We start from the raw sequence: 20,397 nt of genomic DNA on the forward strand, positions 1-20,397 counted from the left end.
CATTCGCTGACTAGTAGCGGTAGTGGTCCGCCTTGTAGGGCCCCTCCACCGGCACGCCGATGTACTTGGCCTGGTCAGGCCGCAGGGCGGTGAGCTTCGCGTTCAGGGTGGCCAGCTGGAGGCGCGCCACCTGCTCGTCCAGGTGCTTGGGCAGGGTATAGACGCCGACCTTGTACTCACCCTTCTTCGTCCACAGCTCGATCTGGGCCAGGGTCTGGTTGGCGAAGCTGCTGCTCATGACGTAGCTGGGGTGGCCCGTGCCGCAGCCCAGGTTCACCAGGCGGCCCTTGGCCAGCAGGATGATGCGCTTCTGATCGGGGAAGATCACGTGGTCCACCTGGGGCTTGATCTCCTCCCAGGGGTACTTCTCCAGGCTGGCGACGTCGATCTCGCTGTCGAAGTGGCCGATGTTGCATACGATGGCGTTGTGCTTCATGCGCTTCATGTGGTCGTGGGTGATGACGTGGAAGTTGCCCGTGCAGGTGACGAAGATGTCGGCCTGCTCGCAGGCCTCGTCCATGGTCACCACGCGGTAGCCCTCCATGGCCGCCTGCAGGGCGCAGATGGGATCGATCTCCGTGACCCACACCTGAGCGGACAATGCGCGTAAGGCCTGGGCGCTGCCCTTGCCCACGTCGCCGTAGCCGCAGACGACGGCGATCTTGCCGGCGACCATGACGTCCGTGGCGCGCTTGATGGCGTCCACCAGGCTCTCGCGGCAGCCGTAGAGGTTGTCGAACTTGCTCTTGGTGACGCTGTCGTTGACGTTGATGGCGGGGAACTTCAGCTCGCCCTTCTTGGCCATCTCGTAGAGGCGGTGGACGCCGGTGGTGGTCTCCTCCGTCACGCCCTGGACCTTGGCGAGCTGGGTGGAGTACCAGCCGGGCTGCTCCGCCAGGCGCTTGCGGATGGCGGCGAAGAGGACGGTGGCCTCCTCGCTGTCCGGGTGGTCGAGCACGGAGGCATCCTTCTCCGCCCGGGCGCCCAGGTGCAGCAGCAGAGTGGCATCGCCGCCATCATCGAGGATCATGTTCGCGCCGCCCTCGAAGTCGAAGATGCGATGGGTGTAGTCCCAGTAGTCCGGCAGGGTCTCGCCCTTGATGGCGAAGACCGGCGTGCCCCCCGCCGCGATGGCGGCGGCGGCATGGTCCTGGGTGCTGAAGATATTGCAGCTGGCCCAGCGCACTTCGGCGCCCAGTGCCTTCAGCGTCTCGATGAGCACGGCGGTCTGGATGGTCATGTGCAGCGAGCCCGCGATGCGCGCGCCCTTCAGCGGCTGCTGCGCGGCGTACTGCTTCCGGATGGCCATGAGGGCGGGCATCTCGCCCTCGGCGATGGCGATCTCCCGGCGGCCCCAGGGGGCGAGGGCGAGATCGGCGACGATGAAGTCGGTGGTGGCGACGGTCATGGGACCTCCACGGAGGGCCGGGTCAACGGGCTGGCGGTCCACCCCATCTCCCCGGTTCAGGGTTGAGGCGAGCGCCGTTCCTGGAAGGATGGGTCCGAGCCTGAGATCCCGCACAGCCGATCTGCCGGGTCCTGCAGCGCTCCTCGGACTGTTCCAGGATAATCGGTTCCGACAGGGACTCGGAGGGAGGTTTCGGGTGGTCTTTCAAAACTGTCACCCTGCAAAATTTTTTCGAAATTTTGTAACAAAAAATAAAAATTAAAATAACTAAATTTATTGATATTCGCCTGGATTGAGTCATTTTTTAATTACTAAATTTTTTCGAAGAAAAAATTTAGCCAAGCCATAACAACACTTAACAACTGGCACAGACCTCGATGAGACATGACTGCCTGAAAGGAGGCAACCATGTCCAACCCCCTCACATCCTTGGCCTTGGCACTCGCCCTGGCCCTTCCCCTCTCCGCCGCGGCAGGCCGGGCTCCCCGGGCGCCCCAGCGGGCCGTGAACCTCAACACGGCCTCGGTCACGGAGCTCATGCAGCTGCCGCGCATCGGGCAGAAGACCGCCGAGCGCATCGTGGCCTTCCGCAAGCAGCACGGCGGCTTCCAGCGGCCCGAGGAGCTGATGAACGTCAAGGGCATCGGCGAGAAGTCCTACGCCAAGCTCAAGCCCTACCTGGCCCTCACGGCCGCGCCGCGCCCCGCGGCGGCGAAGTAGGGGGCCCGCATGCGCCCGAGCTGCCGCCTCTCCCAGCGGGGGACCTCCCTGCTCGATGTCACCGTCTCCATGGCCGTGGCCGCCATCGTGGCCTTCGTGTGCATGGCCCAGTGGGATCCAGGCGGCACCGACCTGGCGGTGGCCCACCATGAGATCCGCGGCAGCCTGGAGCAGGCCTTCAGCCTGGCCCGTGCCCGGGGCAGCAACGTCACCGTGGCCCTGGGCCAGGCCAGCGGCGCCGGCGAGCACCTGCAGGTGCAGCTCAGCCGCCGGGTGAAGTGGGGCAAGCCCGCCGGCATCCCCCTGCCCCCGGACATGGAGGCGCCCACGGTGGCCACCCGCACGGGCGAGGCCCACCCCATCCTCACCGTCACCCCCCGCCACACGGCCCTGGCCAGCACCTGGTTCCTGAACGATGGCCGGGAGGCGCTCTGCATGCGCCTCTCGGGCCAGGGAAGGCTCCAGGTGCTGCGCTGGAACCGGGACCGCCGGAAGTGGGTGAGGGCCTGATGCGCATTCTGGACCTCTCCCCCGACCAGCGCCCCCGGGAGCGCCTGCTGGCGGGCCACGGCGAGACCCTCTCCGACGCGGATCTGCTGGCCCTGCTCTGGGGCACGGGCCTGCGCGGCGCCAGCGCCGTGGAGCTGGCCCAGGCGGTGCTCGGCCGCACGGGCGGCCTGGCGGGCCTCCTGGCCCTGGGCCTCAACGACTGGCTGGAGCAGCCGGGCCTGGGCCCCGCCAAGGCCGGCCAGCTCTGGGCGGCCCTGGAGCTCTCCCGTCGCGCCCAGCGCGGCTCGGACCGGCCCCGCATCACCAGCCCCCGCGCCGCCGGCAGCTACCTGCTGCCCCGCTGCCAGGGCTGGACCGAGGAGCGCTTCGGCCTGCTGGCCCTCAACGCCAAGGGCGACCTGCTGGCGGAGCGCATCCTCAGCCAGGGCACGGCCACCGCCACCCTCATCAGCCCCCGGGAGTTCTTCCGCGAGGCCCTGCGCTACGGCGCCAGCACCGCCCTGGCCTTCCACAACCATCCCAGCGGCGACCCAGCGCCCAGCCGAGAGGACATCCAGCTCACCCGCCGCCTCCAGGCCGCCGGGGAATCCCTGGGCGTGCCGCTGGCGGACCACCTCATCCTGGGCCGCGAGCGCTACCACAGCTTCCGGGCTGCGGAGGGCTGGGATCAGCGGGGCTGAGTGTCGATCAGGCCGGGCCCGGCCCCAGGTCCGGCCAGCTCCGGGCCCAGGCCTCCACGCCCTCCGCGAGATCCGGGAGCCCCGGACCGAAGCGCGCGGCGCCCAGCCAGTGGAGGCGGGGCGGGAGGGCCGCCAGCAGGCGCGCCACCCGGGCCCCGTGGCCCGGCTCCAGCAGGGGGAAGGCGCCGGGACAGGCCTCCTCCCGCACCTGCACCGGCTCCCCCAGCTCAAGCAACCAGCGACGCAGCTCGCGCCAGACGCCCGCCCAATCCGACAGCTCGGGGTCCACCGGATAGGCGCCGCCCAGGTAGGTGCGGAGCTGGAACAGGCCCGGCACGCCCCGGGGGTCATCGGCCGCGAAGGAGGCCACGCCCAGGAGGCCCCGGCCCTCCGGGGGATGGACCAGCAGGCCGATGCCCCGCTCCCAGCCGGGCACCGGGGCGTGGCGGCTGTGCCAGACGCGCAGGTCCAAGCGCGGGATGGCGTCAAGGAGGGCCGCGGCCTCGGGCGCCAGGGGTCGCAGCAACGCGGCAGAAACGGCGGCGGGAAGGGCCAGCACCAGCCCGTCCACCTCCCCGACGACGTCCTCGCCGTGGACTCGCCAGCCGCCACCGGGAAGCGTTTCGATGGCCCGCGCCGATCGGTTCGTGAGCACGCACCCCAGCCGATCCGCCAGGACCCCGGCCAGGGTTCCTACGCCGCAGGCCTCGCCGGCGCAGGGCACGCGGGTGTGCTCTGCGCCCGTGCGCAGGCCGCCGATCAGCAGGCCGCCCCGCGCCTCCAGGCGCCGCAGGCGGGGCAGCGTCTCCAGGCCGATGCGCTCCGGCGGCGCCGCCAGCACGCCCGCCACCAGGGCCGGCAGGAGTTCCCGGACAAACCCATCGCCCAGGCGGCGGCTGAAGTAGGAACGGAGGTCCTCCGTCGAGTCCGGCCGACAGGGCACGAAGGGCTCCGCCAACATACGGAGGCGCTCCGGGGTCGTGAGCCCCGGCGCCCGCAGGAGTCCCGCCGGCGTGGCGGGGCTCGGGTGCCTACCGCCGGCCTTCGCCAGCCACCGGGGCCCCTTGGGTCCGGCGCCGCGGAGCGTGAGCCCCAGCTCACCGATGAGGCGGACCAGCGGGCCGTCCCGCCCCACCAGGACGCCCTGGGGCCCGCGCTCCAGGAACCCGGGTTCCCCGCCCGGCCCCGGCCAGGGCAGGGTCTGGGCCCAGCCGCCCGGGGCCCCGGAAGCTTCCCATACCTCGACCTCCCGGCCCCTCTCCCGGAGGTGCCAGGCCGCCAGCAGCCCGGAGATCCCGCCCCCCAGGACGATGACACGGCCCGTTCCCGGATCCCTGGCCTCGCCGCTTCCCATGCCCCCTCCGCCGCGGTGGCTTCGCCTAGCGGCCCGCTTCCGCCACCCGGGCCTCCTGGAGGCCGGCCTTGGACCGGGCGCTCTTGAGGTGGTCCACGACGGCGTCGGAGATGTAGTAGCCGCTGCGGTTCTGCCGGTTCCGCCCGGCCAGGAAGGCCTGGTAGCCGTCGCCGCCATCGGCCAGGAAGGAGCTTGTGACCACGCGGTAGGTGGCGTCCTCCTCCAGGGACTTGCCCTCCAGCGTGAGCGACAGGACCCGCTGCCCGGCCGGGCGGCGGCTGTCGTAGCGCATCCGGAGGCCGTGGGAGGCCTGGAGGACGCCGTTGGTGAGGCCCGCGGCGTGCTCCATGAGGGCGCGGATCTCGCGGCCCGTCAGCTCCAGGGCCACGGCCTCGTTGGGGAAGGGGAGGGCCGACAGCACTCCACCCATGGTTACTTCGCCCGCGGGGATGTCCTCGCGGATCCCCCCGGAGTTCGTGAGGGCCAGCTGGGCGTCGGGGAAGCTCGCCAGGAGGGCGTCCGCCGCCAGGTTGCCCAGGGGGGAGGACTCGCCGTAGGAGCGCGTGAGGGCTGTGGGGGCGCTCCAGACCTTCTCCCGGGCGATGGCGTCCAGGCGGCCCAGCCAGGTGTCGATCACCGCCTGGGTGCCGGGATCCGGGCGCCACTCGTCGGCGTAGATGGTCTTCAGCTCGAAGGCCTTGAAGGCGGGCTTCCGGGTGCGCTCGTCGAGGTCCAGCACCAGCCGGCCCACGTTGATGCCGCCGCTGTCCGTGGACACGATCAGGGTGGAGCCCGCGCGGAGGGGCTGGGGCGTGCCCACGTGCGCGTGGCCGCTGATGAGCACATCCAGGCCCTTCACCGCCGCGGCGGTCTTCAGGTCCGCGTCCAGCGCCCGGCGCACATCCGTGCCGCCCTGGCTGGACTGGCGCCCGGGCATGCCCTCGTGGATCAGCAGCACCGTGATGTCCACCTTGGGCCGGAGCTCGTCCAGGTACTTCTGGAGGCAGGCGATCTCGTCGCGGGCCTCGAGGCCCACCCGCGTGATCGCGGAGACCGTGTCGTCGAAGGCGAAGCGCCCGTGGAGCCCGATGACGCCGACCTTGACGCCGTCCTTCTCCAGGATCACCCAGGGCGTGTTCCACAGCGGCACCTGGCTGTTCTGGAAGAACACGTTCCCCAGCAGGACGGGGAAGCGCGCCTGGCTCAGCTGCACCAGCAGGTTGTCCCAGCCGTGGTCGAACTCGTGGTTGCCGATGGACACGGCGTCGAAGCCCATGGTGTCCATGATCTCCACCACGGCCCGGCCCTTGGTCAGGCTGCTGAGATGGGGGCCCGTGAAGTAGTCCCCCGCGTCGAAGAGGAAGGCGGCCTTGCGCGCCCGCTTCTCCTGCTTCACGAAGGCGGCGATGTTCGCGAACCCGCCCACCTTCCGCGCCGGATCCACGAAGGGCACCTGGTAGGGCACGGCGTGGGCGTGGAGGTCGTTGGTGCAGAGGATCACCACCTCCTTCGCGAAGGCCGCGGTGGTGAGCAGCAGCGCCAGCAGGAATGATGTCCGGACAGAAGTCATGGTCCCGCCCCTGGGGCTCGGGCCCGGCGCCCAGGCCGGGCCGGAATGGCGGAGGGAGCGAGATTCGAACTCGCGGTGGACTCGCGCCCACGACGGTTTTCAAGACCGTTGCCTTAAACCGCTCGGCCATCCCTCCGTGCCTCCATCTTGAAGGCTGGGCGCGGTTCCCGGCAAGAAGCCTTGTGCCAAACCGCCCCCAACGGTAACCTGGAAGGCCTTGGAGAGATGCCGGAGTGGCCGATCGGGCTCGCCTGCTAAGCGAGTGTATTGGGTAAACCAGTACCGGGGGTTCGAATCCCCCTCTCTCCGCCACTGAAGCCGCCGAAAGGCGGCTTCTTCGTGGCGGAGAGAGGGGGATTCGAAGTCACAGAATCGCTGGCAGGTAGGCCCCGCCGAAGGCAGTCCGGGGGACTGCCGCAGGCGATCAGGGCCGTGCCAGCAATTCGTGCGGCCGGAGGGGACGCCGCGCAGCGGTGGCCCCGGAGGGAATCCCCCTGATCGCACTGCCCGGATGATCATCGAAGCCGTGGCGGAGAGAGGGGGATTCGAAGTCACAGAATCGCTGGCACGGCCCTGATCGCACTGCCGGAACGACCGGCGGGCTGGCGGAGAGAGGGATTCGCGCGGCTAAGGCGGTTCAGCCCTTCTTCTTGTGGGCGTGAACCTTCGCGAACATCGCGTCGGTCATGGGCGACACCTTCTTCTTGCCGTGGCAGGTGGCGCACTGGGCCTTGTCCGGCATGAGGAGCCCCGCCTTCTTCGCGGCGGCGGGATCCTTCATGATCCTCACGGCCTTGTACTCGCTGCCGGGGCCGTGGCAGGCCTCGCAGTCCAGCACCGGCTTCAGCTTGGCATGCGCCGAGGCGCTCCAGGACTCGAACTGCACCTTGTGGCAGGGCTTGCAGGCCCCGGCCCCGACGTGGGCCGGAGCCCCGCCGGAGAGCGCGCATGCGCTCGCGATGAATGCCGCCACCACGGAACGGATCAGCACCATGGATGCCTCCTGTAAAGAGGCCCCCAGCCTACGCCCGCGGACGGGAAACTTCATCCAACCTACAGGTAGTGAATGATGCCGGAGCTCAGGGAGTGCGGAACCGGTGGTGGCATAGGGGCGGGATGCCGTCATGGAGACAGGGGCCCCGCACGGGCAGGGGCTCCATGCGGAACCACCGCTGTGCCGTGGTCTGGGCCCGCACGTCCGGGGACTGGTTCATGGACCACCGTATGGCGCGCCCTTCCCCATCCAGGGTGAAGCGCGCCCGCACGGACCAGAGGTACTCCGTGGCCGGGGCCAGGACGCACGCCACGCGGTGTTCCACGAAGGCCACCGCCGGGCGGCGCGGCTCCCCTTCGGAGGGCGGCTCCGGCTCCTCTGTCCGCGCCTCCAGCCGGAGGCCGGTCCGCTCGTAGACCAGGTCGCCGGGGCCCCCGCCCACGGACGTCCAGATCCGGAGGTCGTAGCAGACCTCTCCGATCCGATGGAGCACTCCGCCCAGGTCATGGTCCTGGTCCTGGCGCCTCGGGAAGGCCTCCCAGCGCAGCACGGGACTGGACTCCCCCACCTTGGGCAGGGCTCCCCGAAAGGGAGGGGCGGCCAGGAACATCGGGCCCGGCTGGAGGGGGAGCAGTCCGCAGGTCAGCGGCGGCAGGTCGCCCGGCAGGTGGAAATCCTGGACCAGGAAGGCGGCGTCGGACACGGCCTCCGCCGCCTCATCGACGGCCCGTTCCACGGCCTGGCGCAGGAGGCGGCCCTCCTCCGCGGCCCAGTCCGGAAGCGGCCGGCGGGGGCCCCCCACGGTAAACCGCCCGGAGAGCAGCATGCCACCCTTCCCGTCCAGGACGGCGTAGGCCACCGTCAGCTCGAAGTCCGCCACGGGCCGGGAGCCCGCCCCGCCATACAGGCCCCAGGCCACCGCCGAGACCTCGATCCTCAGGTCAGGCGCCACGTCCGGCGCGGCCAGGACCTTCCCGGCCCGGGGCAGCCGCTGGGCCACCCGATTCGCCAGCTCCGCGGAAAGGTCCGTCTGGTTGCGCGTGAGCAGCGCCTTCGCGGTCTCTGCATCCTTCACGGGGATGCCATGGGCATAGCCCACGGCGGCGCCGGTCATGCTGCCCAGGACGGCACCCGCCGGGATGAGGATGGGCGCGAGGATGACGAAGAAAGGGCCGGTCTGCAGGGAGGTGAGGAGCCCGGCGGCGGCACCCCCGGCCGCGCCGCTCGTGGCCCCCTTCCCGGTCGAGCGCCCCTTGCCGACCTCGCCGCCCACCTGGACCGCAGGGCTGGAGGCGGAGGGGAGCGGCAGCACCGCCACGGCCACGCACCCGCGCCGGGAGGGTTCGGGGACGGCCGGGGTGAAGGACCGGGGATGCTGGGACGCGCAGCCGCCGGCCAGCACGAGCAGGAGGCCGGCGAGGGAGCGGATCGCTCTCCCACCGGCCTCCGGCTTGCGGATGGCGGCCATGGCCCCTCCGGGGGGCCGGGCCCGGCCCAGCCCGATCCGGATTATCCGACGATCTTCTTCATCCAGCCATGGGGATCCGGCACGAGGCCGTGCTGGAGGTTGAGGAGGGTCTCGCGCAGCCGGGCGGCCACGGGGCCGGTCTCGCCCTTGTTCACGACCCAATCGCCCCTGCGGGATTTCACGTGGCCCACCGGGGTGATGACGGCGGCGGTGCCGCAGGCGAAGACCTCGGTCATGCGGCCCTCGGCGACGGCGGCCTTCCACTCGGCCACGCTGATCTTGCGCTCCTCGGCCTTGTAGCCCAGCTCGCGGGCCAGCTGCAGGAGGCTGTCGCGGGTGATGCCGGGGAGAAGCGAGCCCGTGAGCTCCGGCGTGACCACCACAGTCTCGCCCTTCTCCTGGTAGACGAAGAAGATGTTCATGCCGCCCATCTCCTCGACGTACTCGCGGTGGATGGCGTCGAGCCAGACCACCTGGTCGCAGCCCTGGTCCTTGGCCTGGCTCTGGGCCACGAGGCTGGCGGCGTAGTTGCCAGCGCACTTGGCGAAGCCGGTGCCGCCGGGGGCGGCGCGGACGTACTCCTCGGAGATCCACACGGTCACCGGCTTCACACCGCCGGAGAAGTAGGCGCCGCTGGGGCAGGCCATGAGGAGGAAGAGGTATTCACTGCTGGCGTGGACGCCCAGGGCGGGCTCGGTGGCGATCATGAGCGGGCGCATGTAGAGGCTCTCGCCCACGGCGCCGGGCACCCAGGCCTGGTCCTGGGTGATGAGGGCCTTGGCGGCCTCGAGGAAGCGCGCCTCGGGCAGCTCGGGCATGGCCAGGCGGGCCGCGGAGGTGGCGAAGCGGTGGGCGTTGGCCTCGGGCCGGAAGGCGGCGATGCTGCCGTCCTTCTGCTTGTAGGCCTTGAAGCCTTCGAAGATGGCCTGGCCGTAGTGCAGAACCGAGGAGGCCGGGGACATCTCGATGGGCCCGTAGGCCTTCAGCACACCCTTGCCCCAGCCCTGGCCTTCCTTGTAGGGAATCACCACCATGTGGTCGCTGAACACCTGCCCGAACCGGGGATTGGTCATGAGCTTCGCGCGCTGCTCGGGGCTGGCGGCATGATCCGAGGGCTGGATCTCGAGGGTGGAGGTGGACGTGGCGGGGTTCACAGGCGCTCCTTGGGTGAAGATCAGGCCCGGCGGACCAGGTGCCCGAGCCGCGCGATGGCGTCCCGGGTGGTGGCGGGGTCGTGCGTGGAGAAGTTGAGGCGGAGGCAGTTGGTGCCGCGACCGTCGGCGAAGAAGAGGGGCCCCGGCGCGAAGCCGATGCCGGCGGCCAGCGCGTCCCGGTGCAGATCCAGGGCGGAGAAGCCCTCGGGCATCACCACCCAGAGGTGCATGCCGCCCTTGGGCTCGGACACCTGGGTGCCCGGGGGGAAGTGCTCCGCCAGGGCCTCCACCATGGCGTCGCGGCGCTCCTTGAGGGCGCGGCGCAGCCGGGCCAGGTGGCGCCGGAAGCCGCCCGTGTCCAGGAACCGCGCCACCACCGCCTGCATGAGGGGCGGCTGGCCGATGGTCTGCACCTCCTGGATGAGGGCCATGCGCCGCAGGAGGTCCTCCCGGGCGATGAGGTAGCCCAGGCGCAGGCCCGCGGCCAGAGACTTGGAGAAGCTGCCCAGGTGGATGACGTTGTCGGCCCCTTCCAGGCGCCGGAAGGGCGGCAGGGAGTTGCCGGAGAAGCGCAGGTCGCCGTAGGCGGAGTCCGTCACCACGATCACGCCGTGGGCCCGGGCCACCGCCAGCACCCGCTCGCGGCGGGCCTTGGACTGGGTCATGCCCGTGGGGTTGTGGAAACTGGGCACCGTGAAGAGCAGCTTGGCCTCGCTGCGCTGGAGGGCCGAAGCCAGGCGGTCGGGATCCAGGCCCTGGCGGTCCACGGGCACCGGCACGGCCTCCCGGCCCAGGGCGCGGATCATGGCCAGGATGCCCACGTAGCAGGGGCTCTCCACCAGCACCCGGTCACCGGGCACCGTGAAGGACTCCAGGGCCAAGGCGAGTCCCGACTGGGCCCCGGGGGTGGAGCGTATGCCCCAGCCCTCGTCGATGGGCTCGCCCTCGGAGGCCAGCCAGCGGGATACGGCCTCCAGGTAGGGGGGATGGCCCGCCGGGGCCGAGTACACCCAGACCTCGGGACCCATCTCCTTCAGCACCTGGGCCGTGATGCGGCGCAGGTGCTCGCCGGGCAGCAGGTCCGAGGGGATGAACCCCGCGGAGAAGCTCACCAGATGGCGGTCCTGCACCCGCTCAAGGGTCTCGCCCAGCCAGGAGCCCAGCTCGCCGTCGTGGACCAGCATGGGCGAGCCCTCGAAGGGGAACTCGCTGGCGGCCCGCAGGCCCGGAGCCTCGGGCAGGCGAGGCGCCACGAAGCTGCCCCGGCCCTGGACCGTCTGGATCCAGCCCGTGCGCTTCAGACCCGCCAGGGCCTTCAGGACGGTCAAGCGGTGGACGCCCCAGCGCTGGGCCAGCTCCGGCACCGCCGGCAGCCGGGAGCCGGGCCGCCATTCCCCTTCCTGGATGAGGCCGCGCAGCCGCCTCTGCAGCTGCAGATACAGGGGGCTCGAGGCGCCCGGGTCGAGGGAGGGATCGAGAACCATCCCCACCAGGATCGGTCATTTTTCCCCAAAAAACGACTGAATTCACAGCCTGGAGCAGACCGTGACCCGGGGTAGGTGGAGATCGGGCCTGCTCCCAGACCACCCTAGACCGGAGACCAGGCTCAACCCTGGCCTGGCCCGGACGTCCATAATGGTGCACCGGAGGTTCCATGCGCCGCCTGACCCTGACCGCCGCCCTGCTCCCCCTGCTCCTCCTGGGGGCCTGCACGGGCTACCACGTGACCTACGACTACGACGTGACCGCCTCCTTCGGCCGCTACAAGACCTTCGACTACTACACCTCCAAGAAGGGCACCGGCGGCACCACCAACCTCATGGACAAGCGGGTGCGCGCGGCCCTCGAGAAGGAGCTCCAGGCCAAGGGCTTCGTCATGGAGACCAAGGCGGACCCCGACTTCCTCGTGACCTACTACCCCGTGGTCCACGAACGCCGCTACCGCACCACCACCCACATGGGCTGGGGATGGGGCTGGGGCTACCGCCCCTTCTACGGCGGCGTCGGCACGAGCATGAGCGAGGTGCACAGCTACAAGGAAGGCACCATCGTCATCGAGGTCGTGGACTTCAAGACCAACCAGATGATCTGGCAGGGCGCCGCCGCCGGAGCTCTCACGGGCCTGGACAACCCCGAGGACGCCGACGAGGTGGTGCCAAGGGCGGTCCACGACATCCTCTCCAAGTTCCCGCCCCGGTAGCCCCTTCCCGATCAGCCTGAGATCCGCTTCGTGTGCCGGAAGAGGTCGTCCGGGTCATGGGTTCGCTTGATGGCCGCCAGGCGGTCCAGGATGGACCGGCCGTAGGCGGCCTCGATGCGGTCGGCCCCCTCCTCCTCCGTGAGGAAGTTGACGTAGGCGCCCCCCGTCGAGCTGGCCCGGGTGGCCTCGAAGCAGTCCCGGGCCCACTGGATGTTGGCGGCGTCGTCCTCCGGCCGCTCCCAGGCGCTGGCGATGTTCAGCACGTAGGCCGCATCCCGGTTCCCCGCGGGCGAGTGGCCGGCGGGCAGCTCGTTCAGGGCCCCCTGGAGGTGGAAGAGGAAGAATGCGGAGTGGGGCGACACCAGGCGCCCGGCATGATCCACCGCCAGGTTGATGAGCTCCGGGCCGATGCCGGGCAGGTAGTGGGATTTCCAGTAGTAGCGGCGGCCCTTGGGCTGGGTGGCGTCCAGCAGGCTCTGCATCTGCGTGTAGGGCCGGCGGGTCACCGTATCGGCGATGGGGTTCCCGACCCGGCGCAGGGCGGTCAGCAGGGCCTCGCCCTCCTCGATGCGGCCCGTGTGGCAGATGAAGATGAGCGCCACCAGCTTCCCGTGCTGCTCCTTGGGCAGCCAGGGCGCCGGGGGGGCGATGCGCAGGGCGGCCACGCAGGTCAGCTCGCGCGGCGCCGCGGCACTGAAGGTCCGGTAGGCTTCGAGCGCCTGGCGCGCGTCCTCGCCCCGCCAGGCGAGGGCCCCGCCCAGGATCTCGGGCCCCACGGGGAACAGCCGGTACTCGAAGGAGGTCACGAGCCCGAAGTTGCCCCCTCCGCCACGGAGGGCCCAGAAGAGGTCCGGGTGCGACCCGGCGGAGACCTGGCGGATCTCCCCGTCCGCCGTCACCACCTCCATGGAGGCCACGTTGTCGCAGGTCCAGCCGTGGCGTCGCGTGAGGTAGCCGAAGCCCCCGCCCACCGTGAGCCCGGCGATGCCCGTGGCCGAGACGAACCCGAGGACCGTGGCCAGACCGTGCGCCTGGGTCTCCCGGTCCAGGTCGCCCAGGGTGCAGCCGGCCTGGGCCCGGGCCAGACGCGCTGCGGGGTCCACCCACACACCGCGCATCGCCGAGAGGTCGATCATGAGCCCGCCTTCGCAGACCGCCAGGCCCGCGATGTTGTGGCCGCCGCCCCGCACGGAGAGGAGGAGCCCGTGGCGGCGGGCGAACCGGACCGCCTGGGCCGCGTCCGCCGTGCCCGTGCACCGGGCGATGAGGCCCGGCCGGCGGTCGATCATCCCGTTCCAGATGCGCCGCGCCTCCTCGTAGCCCTCGTCCCCGGGCGCCAGCACGGCCCCGCTGAAGGCGCCGCGGAAGGCCTGGACCGCCTCGGGCGGCAGGTCCACCTTCCCGCCATCCATTCCGGTGAGCTGGATCACCATGGTGTTCCTCCTTGGCGGGATTGGTCCGGTTTTTTCCATTCGAGACCGGCCGGGCCATGGATGATACCTCTTTCAAATGCCGCCGTGAATGAGTCCAGATGAGATCCTTGCTGGGACAAAACCGCTCCTGAAACGCCTGGAAACCGCCAAGGGGCGTAAACTGGAAGTCCTCTAGGAGGAGTTCTCATGGCGAAGGTCACCCTCAAAGGCAATCCCCTCAACACCGCCGGCGATCTGCCGAAGGTGGGCTCCGCGGCTCCGGCCTTCACCCTGGTGCGCACGGACCTCTCCGAAGTCTCGAACAAGGACCTGGCCGGCCAGCGCGTGGTGCTGAACATCTTCCCCAGCCTGGACACGCCCACCTGCGCCGCCAGCGTGCGCAAGTTCAACGCCCGCGCCAACGAGAAGCCCAACACCACCATCCTCTGCGTGAGCGAGGACCTGCCCTTCGCCCAGAAGCGCTTCTGCGGCGCCGAGGGCCTGGACAACGTGGTGCCCGCCTCCGCCTTCCGCACCCCGGATTTCGGCAAGACCTACGGCGTGACCCTGGTGGACGGCCCCATGAAGGGCCTGCTGGCCCGCGCCGTCGTCGTCGTGGATGGCGCCGGAAAGGTGATCCACACGGAGCTGGTGCCGGAGATCGCGCAGGAGCCCGACTACAACGCCGCGCTGGCGGTGCTGTAGGCAGTCTTCAGTCTTCAGTCTTCAGTGCGCGGCCCTTCGGGGCCGCTTCTCATTCGGCCTGGAAGGAGGCGGCCACGGACTTGAGGGACTGGGCGACGCCGGCCAGGTCCCGGGTGGTGATGGCCAACTCGGGGGCGGTGTTGGCCAGCTGGGCCGCGGCGAGCTGCACCTCCCCCGCGGAGGCCTGGCTGGTGGTCATGCGGCGGCTAACCTCCTCGCTGACCTTGGACTGCTCCTCGGCGGCCTGGTGGATCTCGGCGGCCACGGCCTCCACGGCCCCCAGGGTGTCCTCCATGCGCTGCAGCGCCTGCTGGATGGCCGCCACCTGGCCCTCCCCCTGGCTGATCATCGGCTGCAGCGACGCCTCCGAGCGCCCCTTGAGGTCCTGGAGCAGGTCCCCCAGGGTCCGGAGCCGGTTCTGGGCGGACTTCACCTCGAGGCCCGCCGCACGGCCATCGTCCACCATGGCATCCAGGCTCGCCCGCACCTGCAGGACGGAGGTCTGGAGCTGGGCGACGGCATAGGCCACGTCCTCAGAGGCCTGGCGCTGGACCCGGCTGCTGTTCGCGAGCTGCTGGGTGGCGGCGGACACCTGCTCGGCGCTGGCGGACAGCCCGCCCGCGCCGGTGGAGACGCGCGAGGCCTGGGCCTGCAGCGCCCGAACCAACTCGCGCAGGCGGGCGCTCATGGCGTTGAAGGCCTCGGTCATGCGCCCCGTCTCGTCGTAGCTGCGCACCGGCAGCTGGATGCGCAGATCCCCCTGCTCCATGCGGGCCATGCCGTCCGCGAGGGCGTGGATGGGCTCCGTGAGGAGCACCGTGGCGCGCCAGGTCCAGAGCAGCACCACCAGCCCGAAGAGGCTGAACCCGGCCGCCAGCAGCCAGCCCCGGGTGCGGGCCCCGCGCTCCAGGGCCTGGGCGTCCGCCAGCAGATCCCGGCTCATGCGGTCCTGGACGCCCTTGAGGGCCAGGAGCCCCTCGGAGGAGACCTTGGTCCAGGCCTCCGGATCCTCGATCACCCGCCCCGCCTGGACCAGGTCGCGCATGCGCTGGAGCTCCGGGGCGAAGGGGCCCGCCAGGGCCTTCCGGTAGTCCTCCCGGAAGGCTTCGGGAGCCGCGGACAGGAAGGCCTCGCCCTGGGCCTTCTGGGCATCCAGCAGGGCCAGGAAGCGCTCCTGGGTGGCCACATCCATGGTGCCGTGGGAGAACACGTTGGAGAGCAGCGCGCTCTCAAGACCGGCGGATTCCTTGGCCCGGATGAGGGTGCCGAAGGCCAGGAAGCGGCTTTCCAGCGGCGTTCCGGCGGCGGGCAGCATGAGCTGGTTCTGCACCCGGAGCAGCGTGTCCACTTCACGCGCATAGCCGTCGAGCATCTCCAGGCCCGCTCCGCGCTGATCGGTGCGGCGGCGCAGCTCCTTGATGCGGGCCCCGTCCCGGACCTGGACCGGGAACAGGGCCTTGAGCTCCGGTTCCGTCCCCGAGAGGAGCCCGCTGAGGGCGGCGCGCTCCTGGTCCACCGCCCCCCGGCCCCGCGACATGGGGGCCTGGAGCAGCCCCTGGCTGCCAAGGAAGAGGGCCGTCCCCGAGGATTCGGCCTGGAGGGCGTGGACGAGGTTGCCCACCTCCACCGAGAGGTTCGAAGCCGCCTTCAGCCGCTGCATCCGATCCAGCAGGCGCATCTGCTCGGCCACGTAGAGCCCGGACAGCAGCCCCCCGCCCACCACGGGCAGGAGCACCAGGCCCAGGAGCTTGGTGCGGACGCGGATGTGGAGGAGGTCGAAGAACATGGGTCACCCTGGGCCGGTCGTGGCGGATCCCATCAGTGTGGAGGGCCCGTCCCCATTCAGACGACCATCGGGTAGTGATTTGACCAAGATCACCGGCTGCGCCGGTTTCTCCAACTCCCTCAGGCGATGCGGTCCATCCGCCGCAGGCCGGGCACCTTCCAGGCCGTGGCCGCCACCACCAGCAGGGTCATGCAGCCGCCGAAGACCACGGAGGGTACCAGGCCCAGCAACCGCGCCGCCAGGCCGCTCTCGAAGGCGCCGATCTCGTTGCTGGAGCCGATGAACACCTGGTTGACCGAGGACACCCGGCCCAGCATGTGCTCGGGCGTGAGGGTCTGGAGCAGGGTGGCCCTCAGCACCACGCTGACGTTGTCCACGGCCCCGCTGGCGGCCAGCAGCAGCAGACTGAGCGCGAAGCTCCGGCTCAGGGCGAAGGCGATCATGGCCGCGCCGAAACCTGCCACGCAGAGCAGCAGTGTGCGCCCCGCCCGCCGCAGGGGCGGGAGGTGGGCCAGGGTCAGACCCATGAGCACCGAGCCCACGGCCGGGGCCGCGCGCAGGGCGCCGAGGCCCTGGGGGCCCACCCGCAGGACCTCCCGGGCGAAGACCGGCAGCACGGCCACGGCCCCGCCGAAGAGGACGGCGAAGAGGTCGAGGCTGATGGCCCCCAGCAGCAGCCGCTGGGAGAACACGAAGCGCAGGCCCTCGCCCAGGCTCTCGAGCACCGAGCCCGCCCGCGGCGCCGGAGGGCGCGGGGTGTAGCGGATGAGGAAGAGCCCCAGCGCCGCCCCCACCAGGAGCGCCATCACAAGGAAGTGGGCCCAGACCGGGCCCCGCCAGGCGTAGACCAGGCCTCCCAGGGCGGGCCCCAGCACCATGCCCGCGTGGAAGACGGACACGCGCCAGGTGGAGCCGTTCGCGTAGAGGGCCTTGGGCAGCAGGTCCGTGCCCAGCGCCATGTTCGCCGGGCGGTAGACGGCCCGCATGAGGCCCGTGAGGAAGATGATGGCGTAGATGGGCCACACGGCCCGGGCCAGCGGCCCCGCCTGGAACCGCCAGCTGAAGGCCCACAGGAGCGCCGAGCAGGCGGCCAGGCCGGCGGTGGCGGCCATGCAGAGGCGGAGGCGGTTCACGCGGTCCGCCGCGTGCCCTCCGAACAGGGCCGTGGCCAGGAAGGGCAGCGCCTCGGACAGACCCACCAGGCCCAGGGCCAGGGGGTCTCCCGTGCGGTCGTAGACCTGCCAGCCCACCACCACGCCCTGCATCTGGAGGCCCAGGGTGGCGAGCCCCATGGTGGCCACGAACCAGCGGTAGTTCCCGTCCCTCAGGGCCGCGTAGGGGTCGTGCGCCGCCGCGGACTCACTCATACCTGAGGGCGTCGATGACATCCAGCTTCGCGGCCTTCACCGCCGGCAGGAAGCCCGCCGCCACGCCCACCAGGCCGGAGAAGCCCAGGCCCAGGGCCACGGCCCAGCCCTCGGTCACCGCGGGCACCTGGAACTTCTGGAGGATGAACACCGCGCTGTAGGCGAAGGCGATGCCGATGAGGCCGCCCAGCACGGACAGCACCATCGCCTCGACGAGGAACTGCCAGAGGATGCTGTGCTGGGTGGCCCCCAGGGCCCGCCGGATGCCGATCTCGCGGGTGCGCTCGGTGACGCTCACCAGCATGATGTTGGAGATGCCGATGCCGCCCACCACCAGGGAGATGCTGGCGGCCACGGCGAGCAGGGCCGTGAGGATCCCCGCCTGCTGGGTCTGCATCTGCACGATGTCGTCCTGCTTGCGGATCTGGAAGGGGTTGTCGTCCTTGGGCGCCACCTTCATGCGCTGGCGCAGGAGCGCGGTCACCTCGGCCTCCGCCAGCTCGGCCTTGCCTTCCTGGGCGCTCACCATGATGCGTTGGATCTTGTCGCGGCCCATGATCTTGCGCATGACCGTGGTGTAGGGCGCCACGATGAGGTCGTCCTGGTCGCCGAACATGCCGGCGCCCTTCTTCTCCAGCACGCCCACCACCTGGAAGGGCAGCGCGCCCACGCGGATGGTGAGGCCCACGGGGTCCTCCCCGTTGGGGAAGAGGTTGTCCTTCACGGTCTGGCCGATGACGCAGACCTTGGCCATGCCGCGCACCTCGGTGTCCGTGAAGAACCGGCCGTTCTCCACCTCCCAGCCGCGGATCTGGAGGAACTCGGGGCCGGTACCCTGTACCTGGGTCACGCAGTTGGTGTTCTGGTAGATGATGGGCCGCGTGGTCTGGACCTGGGCCGTGGCGGCCACCACGCTGCTCTGCGAGAGCTCTTGCTGGATCAGCGGGGGGTCGGTCTCCAGGAGGATGTCCGCGCTGCCCATGGCCATGGGACCGAAGCGGTTGCCTCCGGCCCCGGGGAAGATGGTCAGCATGTTGGAGCCCATGTTCTGGATGAGGGCGATGGAGGCCCGCTTGGAGCCCTCGCCGATGCCGATCATGGCGATGACCGCCCCCACGCCCACGATGATGCCGAGCATGGTGAGGAAGGCCCGCATCTTGTTCCGGGTGATGGCAAACAGGGCGAGTTTGAGGAACTCGAGGAATCTCATGCGACCCCCCGGTCAGGGCCTGTATTCAGAGTGGGAAGGGGCCGCGACGCCGGCCAGCCGCGCCCATGGCGAGGCAGCGGCCGAAGGGCGATGCGGGACATCGTTCGAGGCCGATAACGAAGCCAGGGGTGCGGCTGGCCACGTCCCGAAGGGCAAGGGGCGGCGCCCGGCGCGATACTGCGTCGAGCGCCTCGTCAATAGTGCCGCTATGGCCATCGTCGCTCTCCTTGTCTCGCTTGGGCGACGCCCCTTGCGCGGCCCCATCTCACTTTGAATAGAGGCCCTAGCGCCGTCCCCCGGCCATCCCGCCGGAAGTGCCGTTGGCCTGCTTGGCGTTCTCCACGCCGGTGAGGATCATCATCCCCTCCTGCAGGCCCTCCCCCGTGACCTCCGTGAACTGGCCGTCGGTGATGCCGGCCTTCACGACCACCGCCTTGGGCTTGCCGTTCTCCAGCACCCAGACCCGGTCCTCGCGCTTGGCCACCACCCCGCCCTTGCTGCCCGCGGTGCTCTGGGTGCCGGACCGCTGGGGCCCCATCATCATGGGCCCGCCGAGCCGGGGACCTTCGGTCTTCTTCTCTTCCTTGATGAAGGCGGCGGGATTGAAGCGGAGGGCCGCGTTCGGCACCCGCATCACGTCCCGCTTCTGGTTGGTGATGATGGTGACGTTGGCGGTCATGCCGGAGCGGAGGGCCAGGTCGCCCGTGAACTTGGGGCCGCCCAGGAGGCTGGCGCCGCCGGGGGTCCGGGCCAGGGCCATGCGGTCCGCCGGCACCGCGGCGGCCTTCATGGCCGGGCGGGCGGCGGGGGCGGCAGCGGCCTGGCGCTCCTTGAAGCGCTTGATGAACTGCTCCTTGCTGACGCCCTGGGCCTCCATGCGTTCCTTCATGCGCTCCCAGGCCTTCTCGGGATCCTGCGGCCCCTCCTTCTGCGGCTGCGCGGGGCCGGAGAGGGGCTCGTTGGGCACCACCATCTCCACCACGTAGTTCACCACGTTGCTGGTGGTGATGGGCTCCTGGCGCACCAGGCTCACGGTGGCCATGAACTGCTTGTCCGGCAGGCTGTCCACGGTGAACATGGCCCGCTGCCCCACCTGCACCTCGTCGATGTCCGACTCACCGATGGACACCTGGACCTTCATCTTCGAGAGGTCCTGGGCGATCTGGAACAGGTTGGGCGTGCTGAAGCTGGCCGCCACGGTCTGGCCCACGTCCGCCAGCCGGGAGATCACCACGCCATCCACCGGGGCGGTGATGTCGCAGTAGCCGCGGTTGGCCTTGGCCCGGTCCAGGCTGGCCTTGGCGGATTCGAGGTTCCCCTTGGCGTTCTTGAGGGCCGTCACCTTGGTGTCCAGATCCTGGTCGGCCAGGAGCTTGTTCTCAGCCAGGCGCTTGCTCCGCTCATGGTCGGCCTTGGCGAAGTCGTAGGCGGCCTGGGCCCGGAGGAGGCTGGCCTGGGCATCCTGGAGCTGGGTGTCCCAGACCGTGGGATCGATCTGGGCGATGAGCTGCCCCTTCTTCACGATGCTGTTGTAGTCCACGTACAGGGCCGAGATCACGCCGGACACCTGGGTGCCCACCGCCACCTGCACCACGGGGCTCACGGCGCCGGTGGCGTTGATCCGCTGGGTGATGGCGCCCTTGTCCACCTTGGCCTGGCGCCACTTCACCTCATCCTTGGTCCGCGTGAGGGCGTAGGTCGCCACCCCCCCCACCACCGCGACACCGATGCCGAGGACGATCCAGGTGTTCCGCTTCATGACGCCGCGCTCCGCTTCTCAAGGGACCGGGCAGGGCCCGGCCTAGTACCTTCGCATAACGATGTATTGACCACCAGGGAAGGTTCCCGGTTGAGGCGGA

Annotated in this window: 17 protein-coding genes, 2 tRNA genes and 1 riboswitch; of the genes, 6 read left to right on the plus strand and 13 right to left on the minus strand. The window is 70.4% G+C overall.

Going from position 1 to position 20,397, the window contains the following annotated elements:
• Positions 1 to 10: 10 nt before the first annotated feature.
• Positions 11 to 1,408: an adenosylhomocysteinase gene (ahcY, locus tag G398_RS0105045; protein ID WP_026852793.1), complete on the minus strand. Its 1,398-nt coding sequence runs from the start codon at positions 1,406 to 1,408 to the stop codon at positions 11 to 13.
• Positions 1,409 to 1,470: 62 nt separating this feature from the next.
• Positions 1,471 to 1,559, minus strand: a riboswitch (S-adenosyl-L-homocysteine riboswitch).
• A gap of 257 nt (positions 1,560 to 1,816) precedes the next feature.
• Here ahcY and G398_RS16340 point away from each other — a divergent pair.
• From G398_RS16340 to radC, 3 genes are read left to right on the plus strand one after another with little or no spacing between them, the layout of a single operon-like run.
• Positions 1,817 to 2,128: a ComEA family DNA-binding protein gene (locus G398_RS16340; protein WP_052571479.1), complete on the plus strand. Its 312-nt coding sequence runs from the start codon at positions 1,817 to 1,819 to the stop codon at positions 2,126 to 2,128.
• A gap of 9 nt (positions 2,129 to 2,137) precedes the next feature.
• Positions 2,138 to 2,638, plus strand: coding sequence for a pilus assembly FimT family protein (locus tag G398_RS0105055; RefSeq protein WP_026852794.1), 501 nt, complete (start codon positions 2,138 to 2,140; stop codon positions 2,636 to 2,638).
• Positions 2,638 to 3,318, plus strand: coding sequence for a RadC family protein (gene radC / locus G398_RS0105060; protein ID WP_026852795.1), 681 nt, complete (start codon positions 2,638 to 2,640; stop codon positions 3,316 to 3,318). The genes G398_RS0105055 and radC overlap by 1 nt, the downstream gene beginning before the upstream one ends.
• 7 nt (positions 3,319 to 3,325) lie before the next feature.
• Here the strand turns inward: radC and G398_RS0105065 are convergent, their stop codons facing one another.
• The 3 genes from G398_RS0105065 to G398_RS0105075 form a co-directional block, all read right to left on the minus strand.
• Positions 3,326 to 4,672 (minus strand): protoporphyrinogen/coproporphyrinogen oxidase, encoded by a 1,347-nt coding sequence (locus tag G398_RS0105065; RefSeq protein WP_026852796.1) that lies wholly within the window; start codon positions 4,670 to 4,672, stop codon positions 3,326 to 3,328.
• A 25-nt stretch (positions 4,673 to 4,697) separates the two neighbouring features.
• Entirely contained in the window at positions 4,698 to 6,242 is a 1,545-nt protein-coding gene (locus G398_RS0105070) for a bifunctional metallophosphatase/5'-nucleotidase (RefSeq protein ID WP_043483731.1), read from the minus strand.
• A 46-nt stretch (positions 6,243 to 6,288) separates the two neighbouring features.
• Positions 6,289 to 6,378 (minus strand) — tRNA-Ser (locus G398_RS0105075).
• A gap of 83 nt (positions 6,379 to 6,461) precedes the next feature.
• On the opposite strand from G398_RS0105075, the gene G398_RS0105080 reads away from it, so the two are divergent.
• Positions 6,462 to 6,554: transfer RNA gene (locus tag G398_RS0105080), tRNA-Ser, on the plus strand.
• 325 nt (positions 6,555 to 6,879) lie between these two features.
• Here G398_RS0105080 and G398_RS16345 read toward each other — a convergent pair.
• The 4 genes from G398_RS16345 to G398_RS0105100 form a co-directional block, all read right to left on the minus strand.
• Positions 6,880 to 7,236 (minus strand): cytochrome c3 family protein, encoded by a 357-nt coding sequence (locus G398_RS16345; protein ID WP_052571481.1) that lies wholly within the window; start codon positions 7,234 to 7,236, stop codon positions 6,880 to 6,882.
• A gap of 85 nt (positions 7,237 to 7,321) precedes the next feature.
• On the minus strand, positions 7,322 to 8,704 hold the full coding sequence (locus tag G398_RS0105090) for a hypothetical protein (protein ID WP_026852798.1): 1,383 nt from the start codon (positions 8,702 to 8,704) through the stop codon (positions 7,322 to 7,324).
• 41 nt (positions 8,705 to 8,745) lie between these two features.
• The gene (locus G398_RS0105095) at positions 8,746 to 9,858 is read right to left on the minus strand and encodes a branched-chain amino acid aminotransferase (protein ID WP_043483733.1); all 1,113 of its coding nucleotides are present in this window, start codon (positions 9,856 to 9,858) and stop codon (positions 8,746 to 8,748) included.
• 20 nt (positions 9,859 to 9,878) lie between these two features.
• On the minus strand, positions 9,879 to 11,342 hold the full coding sequence (locus G398_RS0105100; RefSeq protein WP_026852800.1) for an aminotransferase-like domain-containing protein: 1,464 nt from the start codon (positions 11,340 to 11,342) through the stop codon (positions 9,879 to 9,881).
• A 170-nt stretch (positions 11,343 to 11,512) separates the two neighbouring features.
• Here G398_RS0105100 and G398_RS0105105 point away from each other — a divergent pair, with 170 nt between their 5' ends.
• A complete protein-coding gene (locus tag G398_RS0105105) occupies positions 11,513 to 12,058 on the plus strand; it encodes a DUF4136 domain-containing protein (RefSeq protein WP_026852801.1) in 546 nt (181 codons plus the stop codon).
• 11 nt (positions 12,059 to 12,069) lie between these two features.
• On the opposite strand, the gene G398_RS0105110 is transcribed toward G398_RS0105105, so the two are convergent.
• The gene (locus G398_RS0105110; protein WP_052571483.1) at positions 12,070 to 13,491 is read right to left on the minus strand and encodes an FAD-binding oxidoreductase; all 1,422 of its coding nucleotides are present in this window, start codon (positions 13,489 to 13,491) and stop codon (positions 12,070 to 12,072) included.
• A gap of 186 nt (positions 13,492 to 13,677) precedes the next feature.
• On the opposite strand from G398_RS0105110, the gene tpx reads away from it, so the two are divergent.
• Complete coding sequence (gene tpx / locus G398_RS0105115) at positions 13,678 to 14,175, plus strand: thiol peroxidase (protein ID WP_026852803.1); 498 nt, start codon at positions 13,678 to 13,680, stop codon at positions 14,173 to 14,175.
• Positions 14,176 to 14,224: 49 nt separating this feature from the next.
• On the opposite strand, the gene G398_RS0105120 is transcribed toward tpx, so the two are convergent.
• The 4 genes from G398_RS0105120 to G398_RS19335 form a co-directional block, all read right to left on the minus strand.
• The gene (locus G398_RS0105120; protein WP_026852804.1) at positions 14,225 to 15,961 is read right to left on the minus strand and encodes a nitrate- and nitrite sensing domain-containing protein; all 1,737 of its coding nucleotides are present in this window, start codon (positions 15,959 to 15,961) and stop codon (positions 14,225 to 14,227) included.
• Between the two features lie 119 nt (positions 15,962 to 16,080).
• The gene (locus tag G398_RS0105125; RefSeq protein ID WP_026852805.1) at positions 16,081 to 17,328 is read right to left on the minus strand and encodes an MFS transporter; all 1,248 of its coding nucleotides are present in this window, start codon (positions 17,326 to 17,328) and stop codon (positions 16,081 to 16,083) included.
• On the minus strand, positions 17,321 to 18,538 hold the full coding sequence (locus tag G398_RS0105130) for an ABC transporter permease (protein WP_026852806.1): 1,218 nt from the start codon (positions 18,536 to 18,538) through the stop codon (positions 17,321 to 17,323). Before G398_RS0105130 ends, G398_RS0105125 begins: the two co-directional genes overlap by 8 nt.
• A 283-nt stretch (positions 18,539 to 18,821) precedes the next feature.
• Entirely contained in the window at positions 18,822 to 20,297 is a 1,476-nt protein-coding gene (locus G398_RS19335) for an efflux RND transporter periplasmic adaptor subunit (protein WP_052571485.1), read from the minus strand.
• Between the last annotated feature and the right edge of the window lie 100 nt (positions 20,298 to 20,397).

The sequence above is a fragment of the Geothrix fermentans DSM 14018 genome (assembly GCF_000428885.1).
Classification (GTDB): domain Bacteria; phylum Acidobacteriota; class Holophagae; order Holophagales; family Holophagaceae; genus Geothrix; species Geothrix fermentans.